The sequence below is a fragment of the Metabacillus arenae genome (assembly GCF_014773385.1).
Classification (GTDB): Bacteria; Bacillota; Bacilli; order Bacillales; family Bacillaceae; genus Metabacillus_D; species Metabacillus_D arenae.
Map to the genome: position 1 here is coordinate 86,345 of NZ_JACXAI010000012.1, position 21,778 is coordinate 108,122.

Consider the following 21,778-nt stretch of genomic DNA (forward strand, 5'->3'; position numbering starts at 1 on the left):
ATGGAGGATAACATATTATTTTGCTAAAATGTGCAGAGTAATGATAGTTATTTTCTATCGTTACTCTTTTTTATTTGTCTTCAATTATTCCTCTTGCAATGATCCTACAAAACGAGTAGTGCCCTCCCTATCAAAATTTTAGGAGGTTTTATATGTCAGGCACTATTTTTTCTATCATCCCGCCTATCATCGCGATTTTGATGGTTCTGCTGACGAGAAGGGTGTTACTCTCTCTTGGAGTTGGTATTTTATCTGCTGCCCTAATTCTAGCTAACTTTTCCCTCATTGATACAATTAAGGTTATTATAGAAGCAATTAAAACCATTTTTGTTGCTGATGGCGGATTGAATACATGGAATATTTTTATCCTGCTTTTTTTAATCTTATTAGGTATAATAACGGCTCTCATTTCGATTTCAGGAGGGAGCAGGGCATTTGGAGAATGGGCTCAAAAGAGAGTGAAATCTCGTGCTGGAGCTCAGTTTACTGCCGCATTTTTGGGTATTTTAATCTTTATTGATGATTATTTTAATGCCTTGGCAGTTGGACAGATAAGCAGGCCGATTACAGATAGACAAGGAGTTTCACGAGCAAAGCTTGCTTATATTATTGATTCCACATCTGCACCTGTGTGTGTGGTATCGCCGATATCCAGCTGGGGAGCTTATATCATTGCGATGATCGGTTCAATTTTAGCGGCACACGGGGTAACAGAATATACACCATTGTCTGCTTTTATGATGATGATTCCTATGAATTTTTATGTGGTAGCAGCTCTTTTAATGGTATTGGTAGTCGCTTATTTTGAGATCAATATCGGCAGCATGAAAGTGCATGAGACAAGAGCGAAAGAAGAAGGTGTTGTTTTCGATCCAAACAAGCAGCCGCTTGGTGATTTAAAGGAGGAGCTCCCAGTAAGTGAAAAAGGATCGATTGGAAATTTAGTATGGCCAATCATTACGTTAGTCATTGGAACTGTAACTTCTATGCTTTGGACTGGATATCAAGGCTTGCAAGGCGAAGAGGGAGTGGAAGCAACTCTTATTACCATGTTTGAATATACAGATGTGGCCAAATCACTAGTCTATGGTGCATTGATCGGACTTGTTGTCACTCTCATCCTGTATTTTATGAAAGGAATAAACAGTTCTTATCTTCCAAAAGGCTTTCTTCACGGAGCAAAATCGATGCTGCCCGCTATCTATATCTTAATATTTGCCTGGGTAATTGTTGATTTAATAGGGCAAGTCGGAACTGGTGAATATTTAGCTGGACTAGTAAAGCAATCTAATATGGATACTGCCTATCTGCCCGTCATATTATTTTTGCTGGGAGGCATTATGGCATTTGCTACAGGAACATCATGGGGAACATTTGGAATTATGCTTCCGATCGCAGGAGAAATAACGGCTGCAACAGACATCTCAATGATCCTGCCTGCAATGGCTGCTGTTTTGGCTGGAGCCGTTTTAGGGGATCATTGTTCACCAATCTCTGATACAACCATCCTTTCCTCTACAGGTGCAGGAAGTCATCATATTGACCATGTTGTGACTCAATTGCCATATGCCATCTTAAGCGGGGCAATAGCGGCTATCGGCTATTTAATCCTGGGCTTTACAGGAAGTATCATATTAGGTCTATTTGTGACTCTAGGCTTACTTGCCGTCTTTGTCATCATTTATAAAAAAAGAACAGCATCATCATAAATAAGGAAAGCAGAAGTCTTATCAAGGCTTCTGTTTTTTAAAATTGAGTTAGCAAAATCTGATCTTAACATGGACATGAATCTCTAGGTAAAAATTATCATTTTAAAATAGTATTTTCGAAAATTTTTATTTTGACATAGGCATAATGTCCATATATACTATGTATAGTTATAGAGAATAATCTGAATATTGGTTAATTTCCAACTGTTCTTAAGGTGTAAGACAAAGTTGGATTAACAAGGAGGTCAAACTTATGGAAAATCGTCCGCAATGGGGGACACGGGCCGGCTTTATATTAGCAGCAGTTGGTTCTGCCGTGGGTTTGGGAAACATTTGGCGTTTTCCTGCCGTAGCTTATGAGAATGGAGGAGGAGCATTCTTTTTACCGTATTTGTTTGCCCTATTAACAGCAGGTATACCTTTGCTTATTTTAGAGTTTACTTTGGGTCACAAGTATCGAGGTTCTGCTCCTATGACCTATGCAAGGGTAAATAAAAAATTTGAATGGCTTGGCTGGTGGCAGGTTGGAATTGCATTTGTTATATCTACTTATTATGCCGTCATCTTAGCTTGGGCTGCTTCTTATTCTGTCTTCTCATTTAACTTGACTTGGGGAGATGACCCAGCGGCATTCTTATTTGAAAAACATCTTCAATTAGCTGCACCAGGGGAGTTTGGCGGTATAGTGCCAAGCGTGTTAATTCCTTTAGTTATTATATGGGTGGTAACCTTAGGGATTTTATTTGCAGGTGTTAAAAAAGGAATTGAAAAGGCAAATAAAATTTTCATACCGACTTTAGTCGTTATGTTTCTTATCATATGTATCCGTGCTGTCACATTAGATGGGGCAACAGAGGGCTTACAGTCTTTCTTCAGTCCTGATTGGAGCAGAATCATGGATGCAAGTGTTTGGGTAGCAGCTTACGGACAAATTTTCTTTAGCTTATCGATTGCTTTTGCTATTATGGTTACTTATTCAAGTTATCTTCCTAAAAAATCAGATATTACAAACAATGCCTTTATTACTGGATTTGCAAATTCCGGTTTTGAATTATTAGCGGGTATTGGCGTCTTTAGCGCATTAGGATTTATGGCTGCCCAACAAGGTGTCCCGGTTCAGGATGTTGTAGAAGCAGGGGTCGGGTTAGCATTCGTCGTATTTCCGCAAATTATTAATGAGTTTCCTGCTTTCAATGGGTTATTTGGCTTCCTTTTCTTTGCCTCAATCGTATTGGCAGGATTAACATCTTTAATTTCGATCGTAGAAACGTTTGTCGCAGGCCTGCAGGATAAATTCGGAATATCCAGAACAAAATCTGTTTTAATTGGCGGAGGAATCTCAGCCCTGCTCTCACTTATTTATGCAACAAGAGGCGGCTTAAATTTCTTAGACAGCGTTGACTACTTTATCAATACATTTGGAATTACACTTGCAGGTTTAGTTCAGGTTATCCTAGTTGCCTGGGTGGCAAAAGAATTAAAAAATCTTCAATCACATGCAAATGGAATTTCAGATATTCAACTAGGTACGTGGTGGAGAATTTGTCTTACGGTTATTACACCAATTGTATTAGGATGGATGATGATTGATAACTTCAGAATTAATTTAACAACTCCTTATGGAGGTTATCCAATTGCATTCTTGATTCAATGGGGTTGGTTAGTAGCACTTGCAGTCATCATCATTGGCATAGCTTTTTCAGCCATTAAGTGGAAAAAAGAACATCCAGCCTCAGTTTCTAATGACAAGGGGGTTTCCTAATAATGAGCGGCGGAGCTATTACAATGATGGTCATAGGTATGGTTATTATTTGGGGAGGATTAATAGCCAGCATTACAAATGCAGTTGTTAAAGCTAAACAGAGTAAATCCTAAATCAAGTAAAAAAGCTGGCGGCTTGCTGCCAGCTTAAATTTTTTAAAGTATCAAAATTTTTAAGTTCAAAAAGAGATAACGTGTTAAAGTATAATTGTCGGTGTTTAGTTTAAATAATCAGCTAAAAAAGCTCATTTCACAGACTATGCTGCTAAAAGAAACACGGCAAGCCTCTATGGTTGTTAGTCTGTTTCTTTATGCGGTTCATTCTGACATCTTAACTCTACTCTTGTGATCGAATTTGCAAGATGTAGATCAGTTAGATGTTCTTATTTTGCTGCAAGCTCATAAGTATAGGTTTATTTTTTCAAAGTAGTTTCAATAAACAATTTAAGGGATATTACAATTCTCCTTATAAGTTTTATGTTATTATAACCCACTTGATTTATAGGAATAGTGGTTATATGATAATATTAATCATTTTTTCACTGATAAATGAATGGGAAAAATTAGTGAAAACAGTCATTATTTATAAAATGATGGATGTACGATAAAGTTTATATTATTTTGTGAGGTGGATATTGTTGCAACTTCAGGTAATGAACAGTCCCTTTAATCAGGAGCAGGCAGAGCTCCTAAATCGTCTTCTGCCGACCTTGACAGAATCACAAAAAATCTGGTTGAGCGGTTATCTATCCGCGGCCCAGTCTGCATCCTTTCAGGGAACCCAAGAAACCCCTGCGGGAGAACCTTCTGCCGAAAGCACCGGGCAGACTATTTCAAAAGAAGTAACTATTCTTTACGGATCCCAAACGGGCAATGCCCAAGGGCTTGCAGAAAATACAGGCAAGAAGCTTGAGGAGAATGGTTTTCAAGTAACCGTTTCTTCTATGAGTGATTTTAAGCCGAACAATTTGAAGAAAGTCCAAAATCTTCTTATTGTCGTGAGTACACATGGAGAAGGTGATCCTCCGGATAACGCACTTTCTTTCCATGAGTTTCTTCATGGCAGACGGGCTCCAAAGCTTGACGAACTTCGCTTTTCTGTTTTGTCGCTTGGAGACAGCTCGTATGAATTTTTCTGTCAAACTGGAAAAGAATTCGATCAGCGCCTTGAAGAGCTTGGCGGCAAACGCCTTTCTCCGCGTGTTGATTGCGACCTTGACTATGATGAGCCAGCAGCAGAATGGCTTGAAGGAGTCTTTGCCGGCTTAAGTGAAGCGCAGGGAGTAAGTAGTGCTCCTCCCCAGGCAGCAGCACCACAAGGAAGTGTAGCTGAGTATTCTAGAACAAATCCGTTTAAAGCGGAGGTGTTAGAAAATTTAAATTTGAACGGCCGCGGCTCAAATAAAGAAACGCGCCACGTTGAGCTATCTCTTGAAGGATCAGGTCTAACATTTGCACCAGGTGACAGTATTGGTGTCTATCCGGAAAACGATCCAGCTCTTGTAGATATGCTTCTTGAGGAAATGAAATGGGATCCTGAAGAAATCGTGACGGTTAACAAACAGGGGGACGTTCGTCCGCTTAGAGAGGCACTGATCTCTCACTTTGAAATTACAGTTTTAACAAAACCACTTCTTGAACAGGCTGCCAAGCTTTCAGGGAATGAGGATTTACGGGAGCTTTTATCGACGGGCAATGAAGAAAAATTAAAAGGGTATCTTGATGGGCGCGATTTGCTTGATTTGGTCCGCGATTTTGGTCCTTGGGGTGTATCTGCACAAGAGCTTATCACCATTCTTCGGAAAATGCCGGCCCGACTTTATTCAATTGCGAGCAGCTTATCCGCGAATCCAGATGAAGTGCATTTGACTATCGGTTCCGTTCGGTATGAGACACACGGACGAGAAAGAAAAGGTGTTTGCTCTATTTTATGCGCAGAACGTCTGCAGCCAGGGGACACGCTGCCTGTTTACATTCAGCATAACCAAAACTTTAAGCTGCCAAATGACCCAGATAGACCAATTATCATGGTTGGACCGGGAACAGGTATTGCGCCGTTCCGATCTTTTATGCAGGAGCGTGAAGAAACTGGTGCAGAAGGAAAATCATGGTTGTTCTTCGGTGACCAGCATTTCGTGACCGATTTCCTTTATCAGACCGAATGGCAAAATTGGCTGAAAGACGGTGTGCTGACTAAAATGGATGTAGCGTTTTCTCGTGACACGGATGAAAAAGTCTATGTGCAAAACCGTATGCTTGAACATAGCAAAGAATTGTTCGAATGGCTTCAAGAAGGAGCAGCCGTTTACATTTGTGGAGATGAGAAGAAAATGGCCCATGACGTTCATCAAACATTACTTAAGATTATCGAAAAAGAAGGCGGCATGAGCAGTGAACAAGCGGAAGACTATCTAGCAGACATGCAGCAACAAAAACGTTACCAACGTGATGTATACTAATTTTGATTGAAAGGAGTTTTTCAACATGGTGAACAAAATATTAAAAGCACCGGATGGCAAGCCAAGCGATGTTGAGCGTATTAAAAAAGAGAGTAACTATTTGCGCGGCACGCTGAAGGAAGTGATGCTGGATCGGATCAGTGCTGGAATTCCTGACGATGACAACCGTTTGATGAAACATCATGGCAGCTATTTGCAGGATGACAGGGATCTTCGCAATGAGCGTCAAAAACAAAAGCTTGAACCAGCGTATCAGTTTATGCTTCGCGTTCGTCTGCCGGGTGGTGTTGCACAGCCTGATCAATGGCTTGTCATGGACGAGCTTGCCCAAAAATACGCCAATGGCACATTAAAACTGACAACTCGCGAGACGTTTCAATTGCATGGTATTTTAAAATGGAATATGAAAAAAACGATACAAGAAATCCATGCATCTATGCTGGATACGATTGCGGCTTGCGGAGATGTAAACCGGAACGTGATGTGTGCCGCGAATCCATATCAATCTGAAATCCATTCCGAAGTTTATGAATGGTCAAAAAAATTGAGTGATGATTTATTACCTCGCACAAGAGCGTATCACGAAATTTGGCTGGATGAGGAAAAAGTAGCTGGCACGCCGGAAGTAGTCGAACCGATGTACGGAACGCTTTATTTGCCGCGGAAGTTTAAGATCGGGATCGCTGTTCCGCCATCAAATGACATTGATGTTTTTTCACAGGACCTTGGTTTTATTGCGGTTGTTGAAGATGGCAGGCTTATAGGATTTAACGTGGCGATCGGCGGCGGTATGGGCATGACGCATGGCGACAAAGCGACCTACCCGCAACTCGCCAAAGTAATCGGCTTCTGCAGGCCGGATCAAATGTATGATGTGGCGGAAAAAGTCATTACGATTCAACGTGACTACGGAAACCGCTCTGTCCGCAAAAATGCCCGGTTTAAGTACACAGTTGATCGTCTTGGTCTCGAAACAGTCAAGGATGAACTGGAAAATCGTCTCGGCTGGAATTTGGATGAAGCGAAGCCGTATCATTTCGATAATAACGGCGACCGTTATGGCTGGGTAAAAGGAATTAAAGGAAAGTGGCATTTTACGCTTTTTGTTGAAGGAGGGCGTGTGGCAGATTTTGATGATTACAAGCTGATGACCGGTTTGCGTGAAATCGCAAAAATTCATAAAGGAGAATTCCGTCTGACCGCAAATCAAAATCTAATCATTGCCAATGTATCAAGCCAAAAAAAGAAAAAGATTAACGAACTGATTGAACAATTTGGTTTAACTGATGGAAAGCATCATTCAGCACTCCGCCGTAGCTCAATGGCGTGTGTCGCTCTTCCGACGTGCGGACTCGCGATGGCTGAAGCAGAACGTTATTTGCCGAAATTACTTGATAAGATTGATGCAATTGTCGATGAAAACGGTCTGCGGAATGAAGAAATTACGATCCGTATGACTGGCTGCCCGAACGGCTGTGCACGCCATGCACTCGGTGAAATTGGCTTTATCGGCAAAGCTCCAGGCAAATACAATATGTATCTCGGCGCAGCCTTTGACGGTAGCCGCCTAAGCAAAATGTACCGAGAAAACATCGGTGAAGAAGAAATTTTGAGCGAACTAAGTGTGCTTCTTTCCCGCTACGCAAAAGAACGCCATGAAAACGAGAATTTCGGTGACTTTGTCATCCGTTCCGGCGTTGTTAAAGCAGTGACAGACGGTATGAATTTTCATGATTGATGAAAAAGCAGCAGAGACAGGTACATTTGCCTGTCTCTTTTTTAATGGGCAGTTTTCACAAATATTGTTGCTATTAATACAAAGTGATGATTTTAAGAGTGAATGTACGACTTGAGGTGAGAGGTCGGAGGTGGGAGTAGAAGCAATCGGCGAGTCACCGATTGCTTCATTTAAACGTTCCATTATCTTGAAGTAACAATTTTGGAAAATGATTTTTTTATTAGATCTGTTATGTTAATGAAAATATAAACGCAGCCTTAGTGCTTATCGCCGATGGACAAGTGTCTTGCACCTTTTCTTATTTAGCTTTTCTTTCTGCACGTTCCCAAGCTCTCAAATGTGGATATGGGTCAAAAGACCATTCTGTACGGCCATTATCCTTGTACATTCCATAATGAAGGTGGGGTGGGAATTTTCCTGAAGTGCCGGGCGGCCCGTAGCCTGAGCTCCCAACAGAGCCGATCAACTGTCCAGGTTCAACTAATTGACCGACTTGTAAATCATCAGCAAATCCATTTAAATGACCAAAATAATGGTATGTGTTGTTTATGTCACGAATGCCGATTCTCCAGCCGCCAAATCGGTTCCATCCTTTCATTTCTACAATCCCATAGCAAGTGGATCTAACTGGTACTCCATAGCCTGCAAAAATATCAGTTCCTTCATGAATTCTGCGTCCTCCCCAGCCTCTTGCATCTCCCCAAGTACTGCGGTAGCTATAGGTTGAATGAAGAGGGACTGGGAAGGCGTGATCTTGTAAATTTACGTTTCCGTATTTTTGAAAAAGCTTCATATGGCCGACAATCAAGCTCACGGTTTTATCTCGTTTATAGTAATTCCAGAGGCCAATCTTAATATTTTCCCAACTTGCTCCATAGCTTGATAAATAATCTGCAAAAGTATAGAGAACATCCTTATCATTTCTATAATCAGCTTTCCCGTCTCCGTTACCGTCCTTGCCCATTCCCTCAAAAAATTGTATGGACAGCGGGTAACCTTTTCCCTCTTTTTTAGGGTTAAGAGCCCCATACCAATCCTCTGGTGAAAAATAAATTCCAATAAGCCCCTCTTGTTTGGGTAAGTCTTTTCGGCTTCTCCTCACGCTTGCTTCATACTGGTCTACAGCAGCGAGAGTGTACCATGGGACTTGAGTAACAGCAGCCATCTCTTTATATAAAGCAAGACGAAGTTCATTCTCTTTAGAGGCATCCTCTTCCATACTATATGTTGATATTGGCGATAAAGATAGTAAAAGTAATATCATAAAAGCAGTTAGATTTGTTCTCAAAAGTTTGGGCTCCCTTCAGGCGAAGTTCATATTCATAGTGTGGTGAAAGGATGGTATTTCATTATTAGAAAATGTTAGAAATTGACTAAAGGACTTTTCCTTGTCCAAGGTTCCTTTCCTATGTTAAAGTGACTTATAGAAGAGGAGTCTATACATCTTGGATATATTTGCTTCTAGGGGCAAATACTACCTTGGAATACTATTGGAGTTGATATACTTGGCAAAAAAGGAAGAACATCTCAGAAAACCGGAATGGTTAAAAATAAAACTGAATACGAACGAGAATTACACAGGCTTAAAGAAGCTAATGCGGGAGAACAACCTGCATACTGTTTGTGAAGAAGCAAAGTGTCCGAACATACATGAATGCTGGGCTGTAAGAAGAACTGCAACATTCATGATTTTAGGCTCTGTTTGTACTCGTGCCTGCAGATTTTGTGCAGTAAAAACTGGGCTTCCGACCGAGCTTGACTGGGACGAACCAAGCCGGGTTGCAGAATCTGTTCGATTAATGAATTTGAAGCATGCGGTAATTACAGCGGTTGCACGAGATGATCTTAAAGACGGAGGGGCAGCTGTTTTTGCTGAGACAGTTCGGTCTGTTCGGGAGAAAAATCCGTTCACAACAATTGAAGTGCTTCCTTCAGATATGGGGGGAGAATTTGAGAATATCAAAACATTAATGGATGCACGCCCTGATATTCTAAATCATAATATAGAAACGGTTCGCAGTTTAACACCAAGAGTCCGTGCCCGTGCTAAATATGAGCGTTCATTAGAGCTGTTAAGACGCTCAAAAGAGCTGCAACCAGATATCCCGACTAAATCAAGCTTAATGGTTGGACTTGGAGAAACGAAAGAGGAAATCATTGAAACAATGGATGATTTACGTGAAAATCAAGTTGATATCATGACGATTGGTCAATATTTACAGCCATCGAAAAAGCATTTAAAGGTGCAGAAATACTACCATCCAGACGAATTTGCTGAATTAAGAGAAATTGCAATGACAAAAGGCTTTAGCCACTGTGAAGCGGGTCCATTAGTTCGTTCTTCATACCATGCAGACGAACAAGTGAATGAAGCTTCGAAGAAAAGACAAGCTCAAGCTTAATAGTAATTTCACTCGTTATTCATTGCTTTAATAAAATTTTGCCTGGCCGCCTAACCACTTGGACAAATAGGGTAGATGTGCCAGGCTTATTTTTAAAACGTATTAAAGAAAGTTATCGTGGTCTAGTAAAGTAACCTTAAAACATAAGCCAATCCATCAAACTAGAGATTTATCTTATACTTAACGCCGATTGGCTAGTGGCTGACGCTATCCTATCTTTTATTCCCTACTTTATCAAAATTATCTTTAAAATCGTCGTCAAGCTCTTCATTCATTTCGCCATACCCTTCACCATTCGCATTTTCGCCATCACTTAATTTTCTTCCCTGAGGTGATTTAAGCATTTCACGGATCGTTTTATCGATGATGGAATCGATGTTTCGGCTATTTGAATCAAGTGTGCTGTAATTTTCAATCTGCCCAATCATATTCGGATCGTCTGATACATACACGTGATAATACCTTGGTACAGCAGATGCGGCAGTTTTTTTCACCATATCGGCTGCATTATTTCTATCTTTCGCATCTGTTTTATAAGCTACAAGAACTTCTTCGTCAGTTACAAGGGTTGCTGCATCCTGAATATTTGGCAGTTGAACGCTTAAGGTACTTATTGCATCCGCTAATTCTTCACGATTAAGACCAATATGCCTTTGATTGTTTGTATCATTTGCGATTGGGCTTTTTTGGTGACGGACATATCCGAAATTTGAGTTTTTATCATTTTTGTCATTCCTGACCCCATCTTTATTATACATATCGGTTCTTTCCGATACGTTTATTGTATTCCCGCTTTCTTCGTATATATCATCCTCACCTAGTTGATTTTGACAGCCTGCCATTATCGACATTCCGATTATGCTTAAAGCTACAAGTTGTTTCATGGATAACACCTCCTTACCTTTAGCTTGACCGAGAAGGGATAAATTTTTTCTTAGTAATTGATGGAGACAGGAGAATTGATTATGATAGAACATAGAACGCTGGGAAGCTTAAGAATTGAGGTGAAAACCATGATTTGTATTCAAAATCAATGTTATGAGGTAGTACAAGACGTGCGAAATGGTTTTAATGAAGAGGCTTTTAAAGGCCGTCATTCTGATATATTAAATAAATATGATTACATCGTAGGGGATTGGGGCTATAACCAGCTTAGATTAAAAGGTTTTTTTGATGACCAAAATCAAAAAGCAACTTTTGATACCAAAATCAGTACGCTGGAAGAATATTTGTATGAATATTGCAATTTCGGATGTGCGTATTTTGTTCTAAAAAAAGTAAAAAAGTGAGATTTCAGGCTCACTTTTTTATTGGATAATTTAAATAAGAAATCGGCTCTTTCGCCGATTTTATTTATTCTCACCCTTTTTTAACTTCTAGAATAAGGAGGCCCATCATTTTCGGATGAATTGTCATGAGTCGGGTGAGACCCTGGATCTTGCCTTGGCAAGTTTTGGTGGAGAGATTTATATTCATAGCTAAATGCACTGTAATATCTTTGCCCTTCTCTCCAAGGAGAGCTTTTGTTTTCAACTGGTTCATATTTTCCTCTAGGCGCTCCATAGGGACCTTCTGGTGTTGCCTCAGGCACTAAAAAATTTCTCATCGCTTCTACATTCGAAAAATCTGAATACGTTTCTTTTTCTTTATCACTCATTTTTTCACCTGCTTTTTAATGATTAAAACTAGTTTTTGAAAAGCAGGTTTTTTTATTCGATCAGATTAATTTAGAAAAAAACTAATTAAACCGCTTCGGCTTCCAGCCTTATTCTAAAGTCACAAGCAAATCCTCCCAAAAAGCAAAGCAAGCTTTTTCGAAAGGATTTGCATGTTTCCAGTAGGGGATGGATTCGGTATTTTAAGATTTTCGTACGTCGTCACATTATGTCAAATAAGAAGTCACGAAGTTCCTCTGCTGCGTCTTCCTCAAGCTTAAAAGCATATTCAATATAGCCAGGTTCCTTCAAGTCATCTTCCCCGATGATCGCAAATCGGTTGCTTTGAATATCTAAGATAAGACTTTTTCCATAATACCGATCCGTTTTTAAAATAGCTAAATCGAAGCGCTGATTTTCTCCCATAAAACTTACAAATCTAGCCTTAGTTTCCACTAAATCATCATATAAGAAAAATCGTTCCAATTGGTTCAACTCCTAACAAGTTTCCTTTGCTACCTTTCATCATAGCAAAGATCTGACTTTTTGGAACGAAGAAATTTTCAATTGGTGAAAGTGGAAAGGCGCAGTTTATGGTAAAATATCATAGGAATATGGTTTTATAAGTGAACCCATACCTGTGGCAGGAAGGTGAAAACATGTATTTTGTAAATCGCGAGGAAATCGAGGAGAACCTGATCTATTTAGAAGAGAAGCTTTCTCTTTTTGGGTCAACTGCTCATTGGGAAACTGAAATTGAAAAAATGGCTCTAGAAAGGATTGCTCATACGATTATTGAATCCATTTTGGATGTAGGGAATGCGATGATTGATGGATTTATCATGAGAGATCCAGGGAGTTATGAAGATATAATAGACATTCTGCTGGACGAAAAGGTTGTGGAAAAAGAGGACGCTGATAGTTTAAAGAAGGTTATTCATTTCCGTAAAGATCTTGTTCAGCATTACCTTTCAATGGATCATCAGCAAATTAATAAAGTCCTTGCCCAAGAAAAAGAAGCATTGCATCGTTTTGCTCCAAAAGTGAGAATATATCTAGAAAATGAGCTTGGTCCTGTTTCAGCATTTCGCCATTAATTGTAGAGATTTTGAATACTGCAGCGCTTTCATATAGAAAGCGTTATTTTTATTTGGGATAATGAACACGATATGAACATATTGGAGTGATTTCAAAATGAAACAGTATAAGGGATACTTAATTGATTTAGACGGTACTATGTACAGAGGAATCGAGAAAATAGAGGAAGCCTGTGAATTTGTTAGGCTGCTAAAGGAAAAGAATATTCCTTATTTATTTGTAACCAATAATTCTTCAAAGACACCAAAACAGGTTGCAGAAAGATTAAGGGAATTCTCAATTCCTGCGACAGATGAACAGATATTCACTTCAAGTATGGCAACTGCAAATTTTATGTATGTAAAGAAGCGGTCAGCAAGCGTTTATGTTATTGGAGAAGAAGGAATTCAGCAAGCTTTGATTGAAAAAGGCTTCAAACTGGCAGATGACGATCATCCAGATTTTGTAGTTGTAGGAATTGATCGGAATATTAATTATGAAAAACTGTCAAAAGCGTGTATCGCTGTTCGAAATGGAGCAATTTTTATCTCAACAAATGCAGATATTGCTATTCCAACTGAACGAGGATTAGTACCTGGAAATGGTTCAATAACATCAGTCATTGCTGTCTCAACAACTATAGCTCCAATCTTTATTGGAAAACCAGAGCCAATTATTATGGAGCAAGCTTTAAAAGTACTTGGAACAAGCAAAGAAGAAACATTAATGGTTGGAGATAATTATGACACAGATATTATGGCAGGAATGAACAGTGGTCTAGATACATTGCTTGTTCATACAGGTATTACGATGAAGGAGCACCTAGCTAGTGTTAAGGAGCAGCCAACCTATGCTATTAACTCCCTTGAGGAATGGTACGAGAAAATTTAATTGGGAGATTAGCGATTTATGAATAATCTAAATGTGAAAGTGAGTGGCATTTGCTTGGTGCTTCATTTTAACAGTCAGATAAAGTGCGATTATCATTTATCCAGCTCCAGGCGGAAATCAGGTCTTAGGTCAGCGAGCTGTTAAAAAGGTTAAAGAACAAGCTTCTTAACGGCTCGCCGAGTGCTTTTCGCCGAAGGACCAGCGCTCTGCGTTTTTTGTTTAAACATCAGAATTTATTTATTATTCATTTATTAATACACATCATCAAAGATGCATGCAAACTGTGGGGACAAGAGAATGGTAAGTTCACACCTTTATTACAATGTGTGAAAATTTTCAACTAAACGTACAATTAACTCACTTACGGTTCAATAATGCGGATAAGGATGCAATCAATCTAATTATTGTACATACTAAAGAAAGACTTCGCTTATCAGCGAAGCGTTTCCTTTTTATTCAGTATTTCTTGCACGATGTGCGAGCCTGCTTGAGGCAGCTGCTGCGATTGCACCAACGATATCGTCTAAAAATGTATGACACTTTCCGGAAGATTTATCATTCAGGTAAGCTAATATACCGGGTTTTTCTTTATCAATATACCCATAATTTGTGAAGCCGATTGAACCATATATATTAACAATAGAAAAAGCTAAGACCTCGTCAACACCATAAAGGCTCTCATCAGTTTCAATTATAGATTGCAGTGGAGCTTCAAGCATTCCCTTCTCAGCTAAAACATCGAACTGAATTCCTGTCAAAATGGCATTTTGCACTTCTCTTTTTGCGAGAACTCTTTCTACATTTTTTAAGCATTCTTCTTTTGTAAGATTTTTATGGTACTTCTTTTGTAAAAAAAATACTAGATCTGCAATATCATCAACTGTTACGCCTCTTTCTATCAGCCATTGCCGGGCTCTTATTTCGACCTCATCCATTTTGTCTTTCATCAGCTTCACCCAATCCTTTTTACTAATTTATACGCAATGAACAGCCAGAATGTGTGTGTAAAATCATGGTTATGTTTAACGATCTGTCATCCAGTTGTCTATATAGAAAAAGTGTTTAACTGTTAGCTTAAAATCATTCATATTCTAGGAAAAAAAAGACTACGATAGGATAAGGGCTTTTTCATCAGAGCAGAGAGCTTTCCTGTATTAAAGCGAAAAAGGGTATATGGTGGTTTTTAAAAAAAGAATTCAGTTCTTTCGCTGATTTCATCCAATCTCACCTCCGACCTCTCATTTCCAGAGGTAAGAAGCGAGAGATGAGAATAGAAGCACTCGGCGAGACACCGATTGCCTTTATTTCAGAAATTTAAGTTCACCAAAGTAAATAAGGATAAACAGGTGGTTTTTATAAAAAGAAATCAGCTTTTTCGCTGATTTCATCCAATCCCACCTCTGACCTCTCACATCTAGAATGGAGGAAAATGTCCGTGAAAAAGAAAATTAAGGAAACATACGGATTAATTGCAACAGAAATCTTTTCTTTTGGCCCATATAAAGCTTTTCGTACACCGGGAACTATGTGTCTTATTGTCCCAGTGAGTCAAATAGAAGAAGATGAGCTATATGAACTGTATCATATGAGCCAATATTTATATGAAAAAGCTGATCCTTACGTAGCACAGTTTATGGTCGCTAGAAATGGATCTATTTTTATGGAGCATGACAATCAAAAGTATGTGGTTTTTAAGTGTGCAAACAATAATGAAGGACGCTCACTTTCAAAGGGAAGAGAATTGGCAAGATTTCATCAAAAAGGGAGGAGTTTCCCTTATGAAGTAATAAAAACAAACAGAATCGGTCAGTGGAAGCAATTGTGGGAGAAACGACTCGATCAATTGGAGAATTTTTGGAGAGGAAAAGTTCAGGCTCATCCTTTAGATCACTTTGAAAAACTGTTTATTGAATCATTTCCATATTATGTAGGACTAGCAGAAAATAGTATACAATATTTAGTAGATACAGAATTGGATGATGAACCGCAGCCAATAGATTCTGCAACAATCTGTCATCATCGTTTTACTGGAAATGTATGGAGACAAGATCAATTAATCAAACTCCCAATCGATTGGGTGTTTGATCATGCAAGCAGAGATATTGCTGAGTATATGCGCGATCAATTTTTTAATCAGCAAACGCAATTCCGTGATTCTGTTTTTTTATTTGCAGAAGAATATGACAGGACTACACCGCTTTCAGCGTTTTCATGGAGACTCATGTTCTCAAGACTTCTCTTGCCAGTTCATTATTTTGAATGCATTGAAAATTATTACTTATCACCTGAAACAGAAAACCCATACTACGAAAGAAAATTAAAAGATCTTCTTTCACGTTCAAGCGAATATGAAGAATTTCTAGCTGAATTTCATCAAATGCTCTCAATGCGAACAAAAAAAATCTATTTACCGAATATTGAGTGGCTAAGCTATACTTCTTGATCACCCCTATATGATAAAATAGAGAAAAGCTGTTTTCTTAGACTGTTGTGATTGAAACCTAGTTAAAAGCGCCTTCTGATAAAGGGGTTGTCATTTACAGGCACCCCTGATGTATTAACCGATACGACCGCAGATTTAATATTTGCCCTCTTAATGGCGTCTTTAAGAAGAATTTCAGAGGATGCAGAATATGTAAAATAAGGTAAGTGGGAAGGATGGAGCACGTTCTTGCCGATATTCACCATAAGACAATCGGTATTTTTGGAATGGGGAAAATCGGACAAGCTATTGCAAAACGCGCAACAGGTTTTTTGATAAGCTTTGGATAGAAAACATAAAACTCTGTTTAATAGAAAAAAAATCCTAAAAGGATAATCGTGTTTAACTATTTGACAGCGAACTCTAATGAGAAGGAGGAACGGAGTTAAGGTTGGTAAGTGATACATACAATCTTTTTGAAAATCTGCTTAAAAAGAAATTAAGCAGAAAAAGAGCTTGAAATATCAACTGTTGTAACGCTTACATTGTTGAAAACTGAAAATTCGCCCTTGTAAATTATTTATTAGCATAATATAATGACAAATAAATTCATTTGTGTCTACTGTATATAAACAAATGTCTACTTGAAAGGGACATAGAGGTGAGTGAGTATGAAAAAAATTAATGTTGGTTTATTAGGTTTAGGAACGGTTGGCAGCGGTGTTGTTAAGATTATTAAAGACCATCAAGATAAATTGATGCACCTAATCGGCTGTCCTGTTGAAGTAACAAAAATATTAGTAAAAGATATAGAAAAAGCACGTCAAGTTGTGGTAGATAAAAATTACTTAACGAAGGATGTTTATGAAGTCATCCGCGATCCAGAAGTAGACGTAGTTATTGAAGTGATGGGCGGTATTGAGGAAACAAAAGACTTTTTATTAGAGGCCCTTCAAAATAAAAAGCATGTTGTAACAGCAAATAAAGATTTAATGGCTGTTTATGGAAGCGAGCTTTTATCTGTCGCTACAGAAAACGGCTGTGACTTATTTTATGAAGCAAGTGTTGCCGGCGGAATCCCGATTTTAAGAGGATTAGTAGACGGTTTGGCTTCAGATCGCATTAATAAATTAATGGGTATTGTTAATGGAACGACAAATTTTATTTTAACAAAAATGAGCAAATACGGTTCCCCTTATGATGAAGTTCTTAAGGAAGCTCAAGATTTAGGTTATGCAGAAGCTGATCCAACGGCAGATGTTGAAGGATTAGACGCTGCAAGAAAAATGGCCATTCTTTCAAGATTAGGCTTTTCCATGAATGTCGATCTTGAGGATGTTTCGGTTAAAGGAATCAGTTCGGTAACGGCGGAAGATATTAATTATAGTAAGCGTCTTGGTTATACAATGAAGCTCATTGGGGTTGCACAAAGACAAGGAGAAAAGGTTGAAGTTAGCGTTCAACCGACATTGCTTCCTGATTATCACCCGCTAGCATCTGTTAATGATGAATATAATGCAGTCTATGTTTACGGTGAAGCTGTAGGAGAAACGATGTTTTACGGTCCTGGAGCCGGCAGTCTTCCAACAGCAACAGCAGTCGTTTCAGATTTGGTCGGAGTAATGAAAAACATGCGTCTTGGCGTAAATGGTAACAGCGCTGTTGCTCCGCAATTTGATAAAAACTTAAAGCTGCCAGAAGAAATTTATTCACAGCGGTTTTTACGCATTCATGTAGCAGACCAAGTTGGAGCTTTTTCAAAAATTACTTCACTATTTTCAGAAAGAGGCGTAAGCTTTGAAAAGATCCTTCAGCTTCCGTTAAAGAAAGACGACTTAGCTGAAATTGTAATTGTCACTCATCAAGCATCACAAAAAGACTTTGAAGAAATTCTTCAGCTCTTAAATGACCTTGCAGTAGTCGATAACGTAAAAAGCACATACCGTGTAGAAGGGAATAGTTGGACATGAGTTGGAAAGGATTATTACAACAGTATCGTGAATATTTACCAGTAACTGAAGAAACACCGCTGCTTACATTACATGAAGGAAACACACCACTGATCTATTTACCTAAGCTATCTGAACAACTCGGCGTAGAGCTCCATGTTAAAACTGAAGGGGTCAATCCGACAGGTTCGTTTAAAGACCGTGGGATGGTCATGGCGGTTGCAAAAGCGAAAGAAGAAGGCAGCGATACTGTCATGTGCGCTTCTACCGGAAACACATCTGCAGCGGCAGCAGCTTATGCAGCGAGAGCAAATATGAAATGTATCATCGTCATTCCGGACGGGAAAATTGCTTTTGGAAAGCTCGCTCAAGCTGTTATGTATGGAGCGGAAATATATGCTATTAAGGGAAACTTCGATCAAGCATTAACGATGGTTCGGAATATATGTGCTAAATTACCGATTACTCTTGTCAACTCAGTTAATCCTTATCGCATTGAAGGTCAAAAGACCGCTGCATTTGAAGTTTGTGAACAACTAGGAACAGCTCCAGATGTACTGGCAATCCCAGTCGGTAACGCTGGAAACATCACAGCGTACTGGAAGGGATTTAAAGAGTTTCACGAGCGTAACCAGACAGGCTTGCCTGAAATGAGAGGCTTTGAAGCTGAGGGTGCGGCTGCCATTGTACGAAATGAGGTCATTGAAGAGCCTGAAACAATTGCAACTGCTATTCGAATTGGAAACCCGGCAAGCTGGGACAAAGCAGTTTCAGCAGCAGAAGAATCTAATGGAAAAATTGATGAAGTGACAGATCCGGAAATCTTAAGCGCCTATAAACTTTTAGCAAGAACAGAAGGAGTTTTTGCTGAACCAGCATCATGTGCTTCAATTGCAGGTGTTATTAAACAAATAAAATCAGGTGAAATTAAGAAGGGCAGTAAGGTAGTCGCTGTCTTAACGGGCAACGGACTTAAAGATCCTAATACAGCCGTTGATGAATCTGAAATTAAGCCATTGGTTCTTCCAAATGACGAAGATGCCGTATTGGAGCAGCTTAGAGGAGTTGCAAAAGTATGACTGAAGGTGACATGTTAAAAATTACGGTACCTGGGAGCACGGCCAACCTTGGACCTGGGTTTGATTCCATTGGACTTGCGCTGAATTGTTATTTGACAATGACAGTGTCTCCCAATAAACAGTGGGAGTTTGTTGCTGAAAGTGAAATGGTCAAAGATATTCCTTCGGGTAAAGAAAACCTGGTTTATCAAGTAGCCAAGTTTACAGCAGACAAGTACAAAGCTGAATTACCTCCATGCAAAGTTTACGTTTGGAGCGATATTCCCTTAGCGAGGGGTTTGGGAAGCAGCGCTGCAGCTGTTATAGGAGGAATTGAACTAGCGAATCAGCTTGCGGGATTAAATCTATCCGACGACGAAAAAGTACGATTATCGAGTGAATATGAAGGCCACCCAGATAACGTTGGTGCCTCCCTGCTAGGCGGCCTTGTCATTGGCCTGCATCAGGAAGACGAAACAGAACTCGTCCACATCCCCAACCTTGATGTTGATGTCATTGCCATTATCCCTTCATATGAAGTGTTCACGAAGGATGCAAGAGACGTCCTGCCAGGCGCAATGCCATATTCAAAGGCAGTCGAGGCAAGTGCTGTAAGCAATCTGTTAGTCGCCGCCCTTCTTACAAAAAATTGGGGCTTAGTCGGGAAAATGATGAGTCGGGACCTCTTCCATCAACCATACCGTCAATCCCTCGTTCCAGAACTTGCAGAAGCCGAAAAAATTGCAAGAGCAGAAGGAGCCTACGGAGTGGCATTGAGCGGAGCAGGCCCAACAATTCTATGCTTAACAAGGAAAGAGAACTCTGAACAGCTCGCTAAAACATTTGCTGATGCTTTTCCAGAATGTGAAGTGAAAAACCTGGGGATCGCTGAAAAAGGATGCTATGTAGAGTCTGTTGGTACAGTTTTAGAAAAGGGAGGACTATCTTAGGGTAGTTCTTTTTTGTGAGGTCGAATAATTGCTGAAATTTGGCCGAAATGCTACTTAAAATGGCCGGATTTCCCAAGGGTTTGGTTGAATTAAAGTTTTCGTTAATACATTAATTAAATTATCCATTTGTAAACTAAAAAAGAGCTGTCAAATAACAGCCCTTTTTAAAATCATTCTTATTAAAATACTTGTTCTACTTCTACTACGCCTGGAACTTCTTCAAGCAGTGCTCTTTCGATACCTGCTTTTAGTGTGATCGTTGAACTTGGGCAGCTTCCGCAAGCTCCTAAAAGACGAAGTTTTACAATCCCGTCCTCGACATCCACTAGCTCACAGTCTCCGCCGTCACGTAATAAAAATGGGCGCAGTTTATCTAATACTTCTTGAACCTGTTCTCTCATTTCCACTTCAGTCAAAATAATCGACTCCTTCCTTATGTCCTTTATTATATTCAATTCGCATCCGAAAATCTATTGAGATGTTTGTGGAACATTAACAATAGTTTACCATATTCTCAAGCAACTGAGAATGAAAAAATGAAATTCACAATTGAGAATGGATTTCTCCTCCATTATTGTCTACAATAGAAAAAAAGACAACCGGGGGAACAAACTAATGAAAAAAGAAGTAGAAGTTTGTGTTTATGGTACTGAAGTATTATGTCCAAGCTGCGTTAATTTACCATCATCCAGGGAAACGTATGAGTGGCTGCAAGCGGCTATTTCAAGAAAGTACCCGGATCAGCCCTTTCAAATGGATTACATTGATATCCATCAGCCACCTGAGGACGAGTTAAAAAAAAGCTTTTCTGAAAAAGTGCTAAACGATGAATACTTTTATCCGTTAATTGTAATCGAAGGAAATGTAGTAGGTGAAGGAAATCCACGTTTAAAAGTGATATACAAGGAAATGGAAAAACACGGTTATATTCCTGTTGCTTGATATTTTAATAAGCGCGAGTTAAAAAAAGGACTAATTAAGTTCTATATACCTTAAGACTTATCTAATCAGAATAGACAATTACGGGAATGAGACTGGAATAGCGGTTACTGCAATGAAACTAGGCCATTCATTAATACATCTTCCGCACGACATATCTTCTTTTTGAGGCAGATTTGGATTAATCAAATAAAAAAACTCGCTGTATTGAGGTATAACGGGTTTACTTTAGAGGTGCAAACATTGTAAAGCACATAGGAAAACGCACTTGAATTCACAATATAATTCACAGTGCGTTTGGCGAATTTTCATCGCTTATCATTTCCTAATTCACATAGGAAATCACAGGGTATGAAATAATTATTGGAGAGTTTGTGAATTCTTTGTGATTTAGTACATGGATTATGTTGCGATGACAAAGATTGTTGGATTTAATTTTAATGGGTAACGTTCACGAGCACTTAGACTTCTTCAGGATTAGTGGGGCTGAGGAGACCCCACAGATGGAAGTCTCCCCACAACGCATCAAAATGAGGTTCACTTGGTTTTTTTGAAACATAAGAAGTCTTATCCTTAATAGAGGAACCAGTGATAGTTAAAATAAGTGGAGGTTTTCCGGTTAAACTGTAGAATAGAGCTCATTTAGGTGTATATAAGCGGAGGTTTTCCGATTAAGCAAAGCAAATGTACCCATTTTCACGTTTTTCGAGTCAATAGTCGGAATCTTTCCGTCTATTTTGGCTATTTTCAGTGCTATTAGATAAATAA

The 21,778-nt window shown here is 39.2% G+C and carries 19 protein-coding genes and 2 pseudogenes; 15 read left to right on the plus strand and 6 right to left on the minus strand.

Features of this window, described 5'->3' with window-relative positions; all coding sequences use genetic code 11:
• The first annotated feature begins 152 nt into the window (after positions 1 to 152).
• The 5 genes from IC621_RS11270 (at position 153) to cysI (ending at position 7,667) form a co-directional block, all read left to right on the plus strand.
• Complete coding sequence (locus IC621_RS11270; protein ID WP_191158407.1) at positions 153 to 1,709, plus strand: Na+/H+ antiporter NhaC family protein; 1,557 nt, start codon at positions 153 to 155, stop codon at positions 1,707 to 1,709.
• Between the two features lie 253 nt (positions 1,710 to 1,962).
• A complete protein-coding gene (locus IC621_RS11275; RefSeq protein ID WP_191158408.1) occupies positions 1,963 to 3,471 on the plus strand; it encodes a sodium-dependent transporter in 1,509 nt (502 codons plus the stop codon).
• Between the two features lie 2 nt (positions 3,472 to 3,473).
• Positions 3,474 to 3,584, plus strand: coding sequence for a methionine/alanine import family NSS transporter small subunit (locus tag IC621_RS11280; protein ID WP_191158409.1), 111 nt, complete (start codon positions 3,474 to 3,476; stop codon positions 3,582 to 3,584).
• Between the two features lie 524 nt (positions 3,585 to 4,108).
• On the plus strand, positions 4,109 to 5,929 hold the full coding sequence (locus tag IC621_RS11285) for an assimilatory sulfite reductase (NADPH) flavoprotein subunit (RefSeq protein ID WP_191158410.1): 1,821 nt from the start codon (positions 4,109 to 4,111) through the stop codon (positions 5,927 to 5,929).
• A 25-nt stretch (positions 5,930 to 5,954) separates the two neighbouring features.
• Entirely contained in the window at positions 5,955 to 7,667 is a 1,713-nt protein-coding gene (gene cysI, locus IC621_RS11290) for an assimilatory sulfite reductase (NADPH) hemoprotein subunit (RefSeq protein ID WP_191158411.1), read from the plus strand.
• 298 nt (positions 7,668 to 7,965) lie between these two features.
• Here the strand turns inward: cysI and IC621_RS11295 are convergent, their stop codons facing one another.
• The gene (locus IC621_RS11295) at positions 7,966 to 8,931 is read right to left on the minus strand and encodes a M23 family metallopeptidase (protein ID WP_191158427.1); all 966 of its coding nucleotides are present in this window, start codon (positions 8,929 to 8,931) and stop codon (positions 7,966 to 7,968) included.
• 241 nt (positions 8,932 to 9,172) lie between these two features.
• Here IC621_RS11295 and lipA point away from each other — a divergent pair, with 241 nt between their 5' ends.
• A complete protein-coding gene (gene lipA, locus IC621_RS11300; protein ID WP_191158412.1) occupies positions 9,173 to 10,069 on the plus strand; it encodes a lipoyl synthase in 897 nt (298 codons plus the stop codon).
• Between the two features lie 212 nt (positions 10,070 to 10,281).
• Here the strand turns inward: lipA and IC621_RS11305 are convergent, their stop codons facing one another.
• Entirely contained in the window at positions 10,282 to 10,953 is a 672-nt protein-coding gene (locus tag IC621_RS11305) for a YhcN/YlaJ family sporulation lipoprotein (protein WP_191158413.1), read from the minus strand.
• 129 nt (positions 10,954 to 11,082) lie between these two features.
• Here IC621_RS11305 and IC621_RS11310 point away from each other — a divergent pair, with 129 nt between their 5' ends.
• Positions 11,083 to 11,358 (plus strand): YutD family protein, encoded by a 276-nt coding sequence (locus IC621_RS11310; RefSeq protein ID WP_191158428.1) that lies wholly within the window; start codon positions 11,083 to 11,085, stop codon positions 11,356 to 11,358.
• Between the two features lie 80 nt (positions 11,359 to 11,438).
• Here IC621_RS11310 and IC621_RS11315 read toward each other — a convergent pair whose 3' ends face one another.
• Complete coding sequence (locus IC621_RS11315) at positions 11,439 to 11,726, minus strand: cytosolic protein (protein ID WP_191158414.1); 288 nt, start codon at positions 11,724 to 11,726, stop codon at positions 11,439 to 11,441.
• A gap of 220 nt (positions 11,727 to 11,946) precedes the next feature.
• Positions 11,947 to 12,210: a DUF3055 domain-containing protein gene (locus tag IC621_RS11320; RefSeq protein ID WP_224752465.1), complete on the minus strand. Its 264-nt coding sequence runs from the start codon at positions 12,208 to 12,210 to the stop codon at positions 11,947 to 11,949.
• Positions 12,211 to 12,383: 173 nt separating this feature from the next.
• Between IC621_RS11320 and IC621_RS11325 the strand changes: the two genes are divergently transcribed.
• Together IC621_RS11325 and IC621_RS11330 are read left to right on the plus strand one after the other, a co-directional pair.
• Entirely contained in the window at positions 12,384 to 12,821 is a 438-nt protein-coding gene (locus IC621_RS11325; protein ID WP_191158415.1) for a DUF86 domain-containing protein, read from the plus strand.
• A gap of 97 nt (positions 12,822 to 12,918) precedes the next feature.
• Positions 12,919 to 13,692, plus strand: a complete 774-nt coding sequence (locus IC621_RS11330) for a TIGR01457 family HAD-type hydrolase (RefSeq protein WP_191158416.1) — start codon at positions 12,919 to 12,921, stop codon at positions 13,690 to 13,692.
• Between the two features lie 452 nt (positions 13,693 to 14,144).
• On the opposite strand, the gene IC621_RS11335 is transcribed toward IC621_RS11330, so the two are convergent.
• The gene (locus tag IC621_RS11335) at positions 14,145 to 14,639 is read right to left on the minus strand and encodes a phosphatidylglycerophosphatase A family protein (RefSeq protein WP_191158417.1); all 495 of its coding nucleotides are present in this window, start codon (positions 14,637 to 14,639) and stop codon (positions 14,145 to 14,147) included.
• A 482-nt stretch (positions 14,640 to 15,121) separates the two neighbouring features.
• On the opposite strand from IC621_RS11335, the gene yutH reads away from it, so the two are divergent.
• The 5 genes and pseudogenes from yutH to thrB all read left to right on the plus strand — a co-directional run bounded on the left by yutH (position 15,122) and on the right by thrB (position 20,071).
• Positions 15,122 to 16,135 (plus strand): spore coat putative kinase YutH, encoded by a 1,014-nt coding sequence (gene yutH / locus IC621_RS11340; RefSeq protein WP_191158418.1) that lies wholly within the window; start codon positions 15,122 to 15,124, stop codon positions 16,133 to 16,135.
• Between the two features lie 99 nt (positions 16,136 to 16,234).
• Positions 16,235 to 16,446: pseudogene (locus IC621_RS11345) on the plus strand (NAD(P)-dependent oxidoreductase); the annotation flags it as partial.
• 339 nt (positions 16,447 to 16,785) lie between these two features.
• Complete coding sequence (locus IC621_RS11350) at positions 16,786 to 18,084, plus strand: homoserine dehydrogenase (RefSeq protein WP_191158419.1); 1,299 nt, start codon at positions 16,786 to 16,788, stop codon at positions 18,082 to 18,084.
• Complete coding sequence (gene thrC, locus IC621_RS11355; RefSeq protein ID WP_191158430.1) at positions 18,081 to 19,142, plus strand: threonine synthase; 1,062 nt, start codon at positions 18,081 to 18,083, stop codon at positions 19,140 to 19,142. Before IC621_RS11350 ends, thrC begins: the two co-directional genes overlap by 4 nt.
• Positions 19,139 to 20,071, plus strand: a complete 933-nt coding sequence (gene thrB / locus IC621_RS11360; protein WP_191158420.1) for a homoserine kinase — start codon at positions 19,139 to 19,141, stop codon at positions 20,069 to 20,071. Before thrC ends, thrB begins: the two co-directional genes overlap by 4 nt.
• A 179-nt stretch (positions 20,072 to 20,250) precedes the next feature.
• Here the strand turns inward: thrB and IC621_RS11365 are convergent.
• Positions 20,251 to 20,533: pseudogene (locus IC621_RS11365) on the minus strand (NifU family protein).
• 153 nt (positions 20,534 to 20,686) lie between these two features.
• On the opposite strand from IC621_RS11365, the gene IC621_RS11370 reads away from it, so the two are divergent.
• Positions 20,687 to 21,013, plus strand: a complete 327-nt coding sequence (locus tag IC621_RS11370; protein ID WP_191158422.1) for a YuzD family protein — start codon at positions 20,687 to 20,689, stop codon at positions 21,011 to 21,013.
• Positions 21,014 to 21,778: the final 765 nt, after the last annotated feature.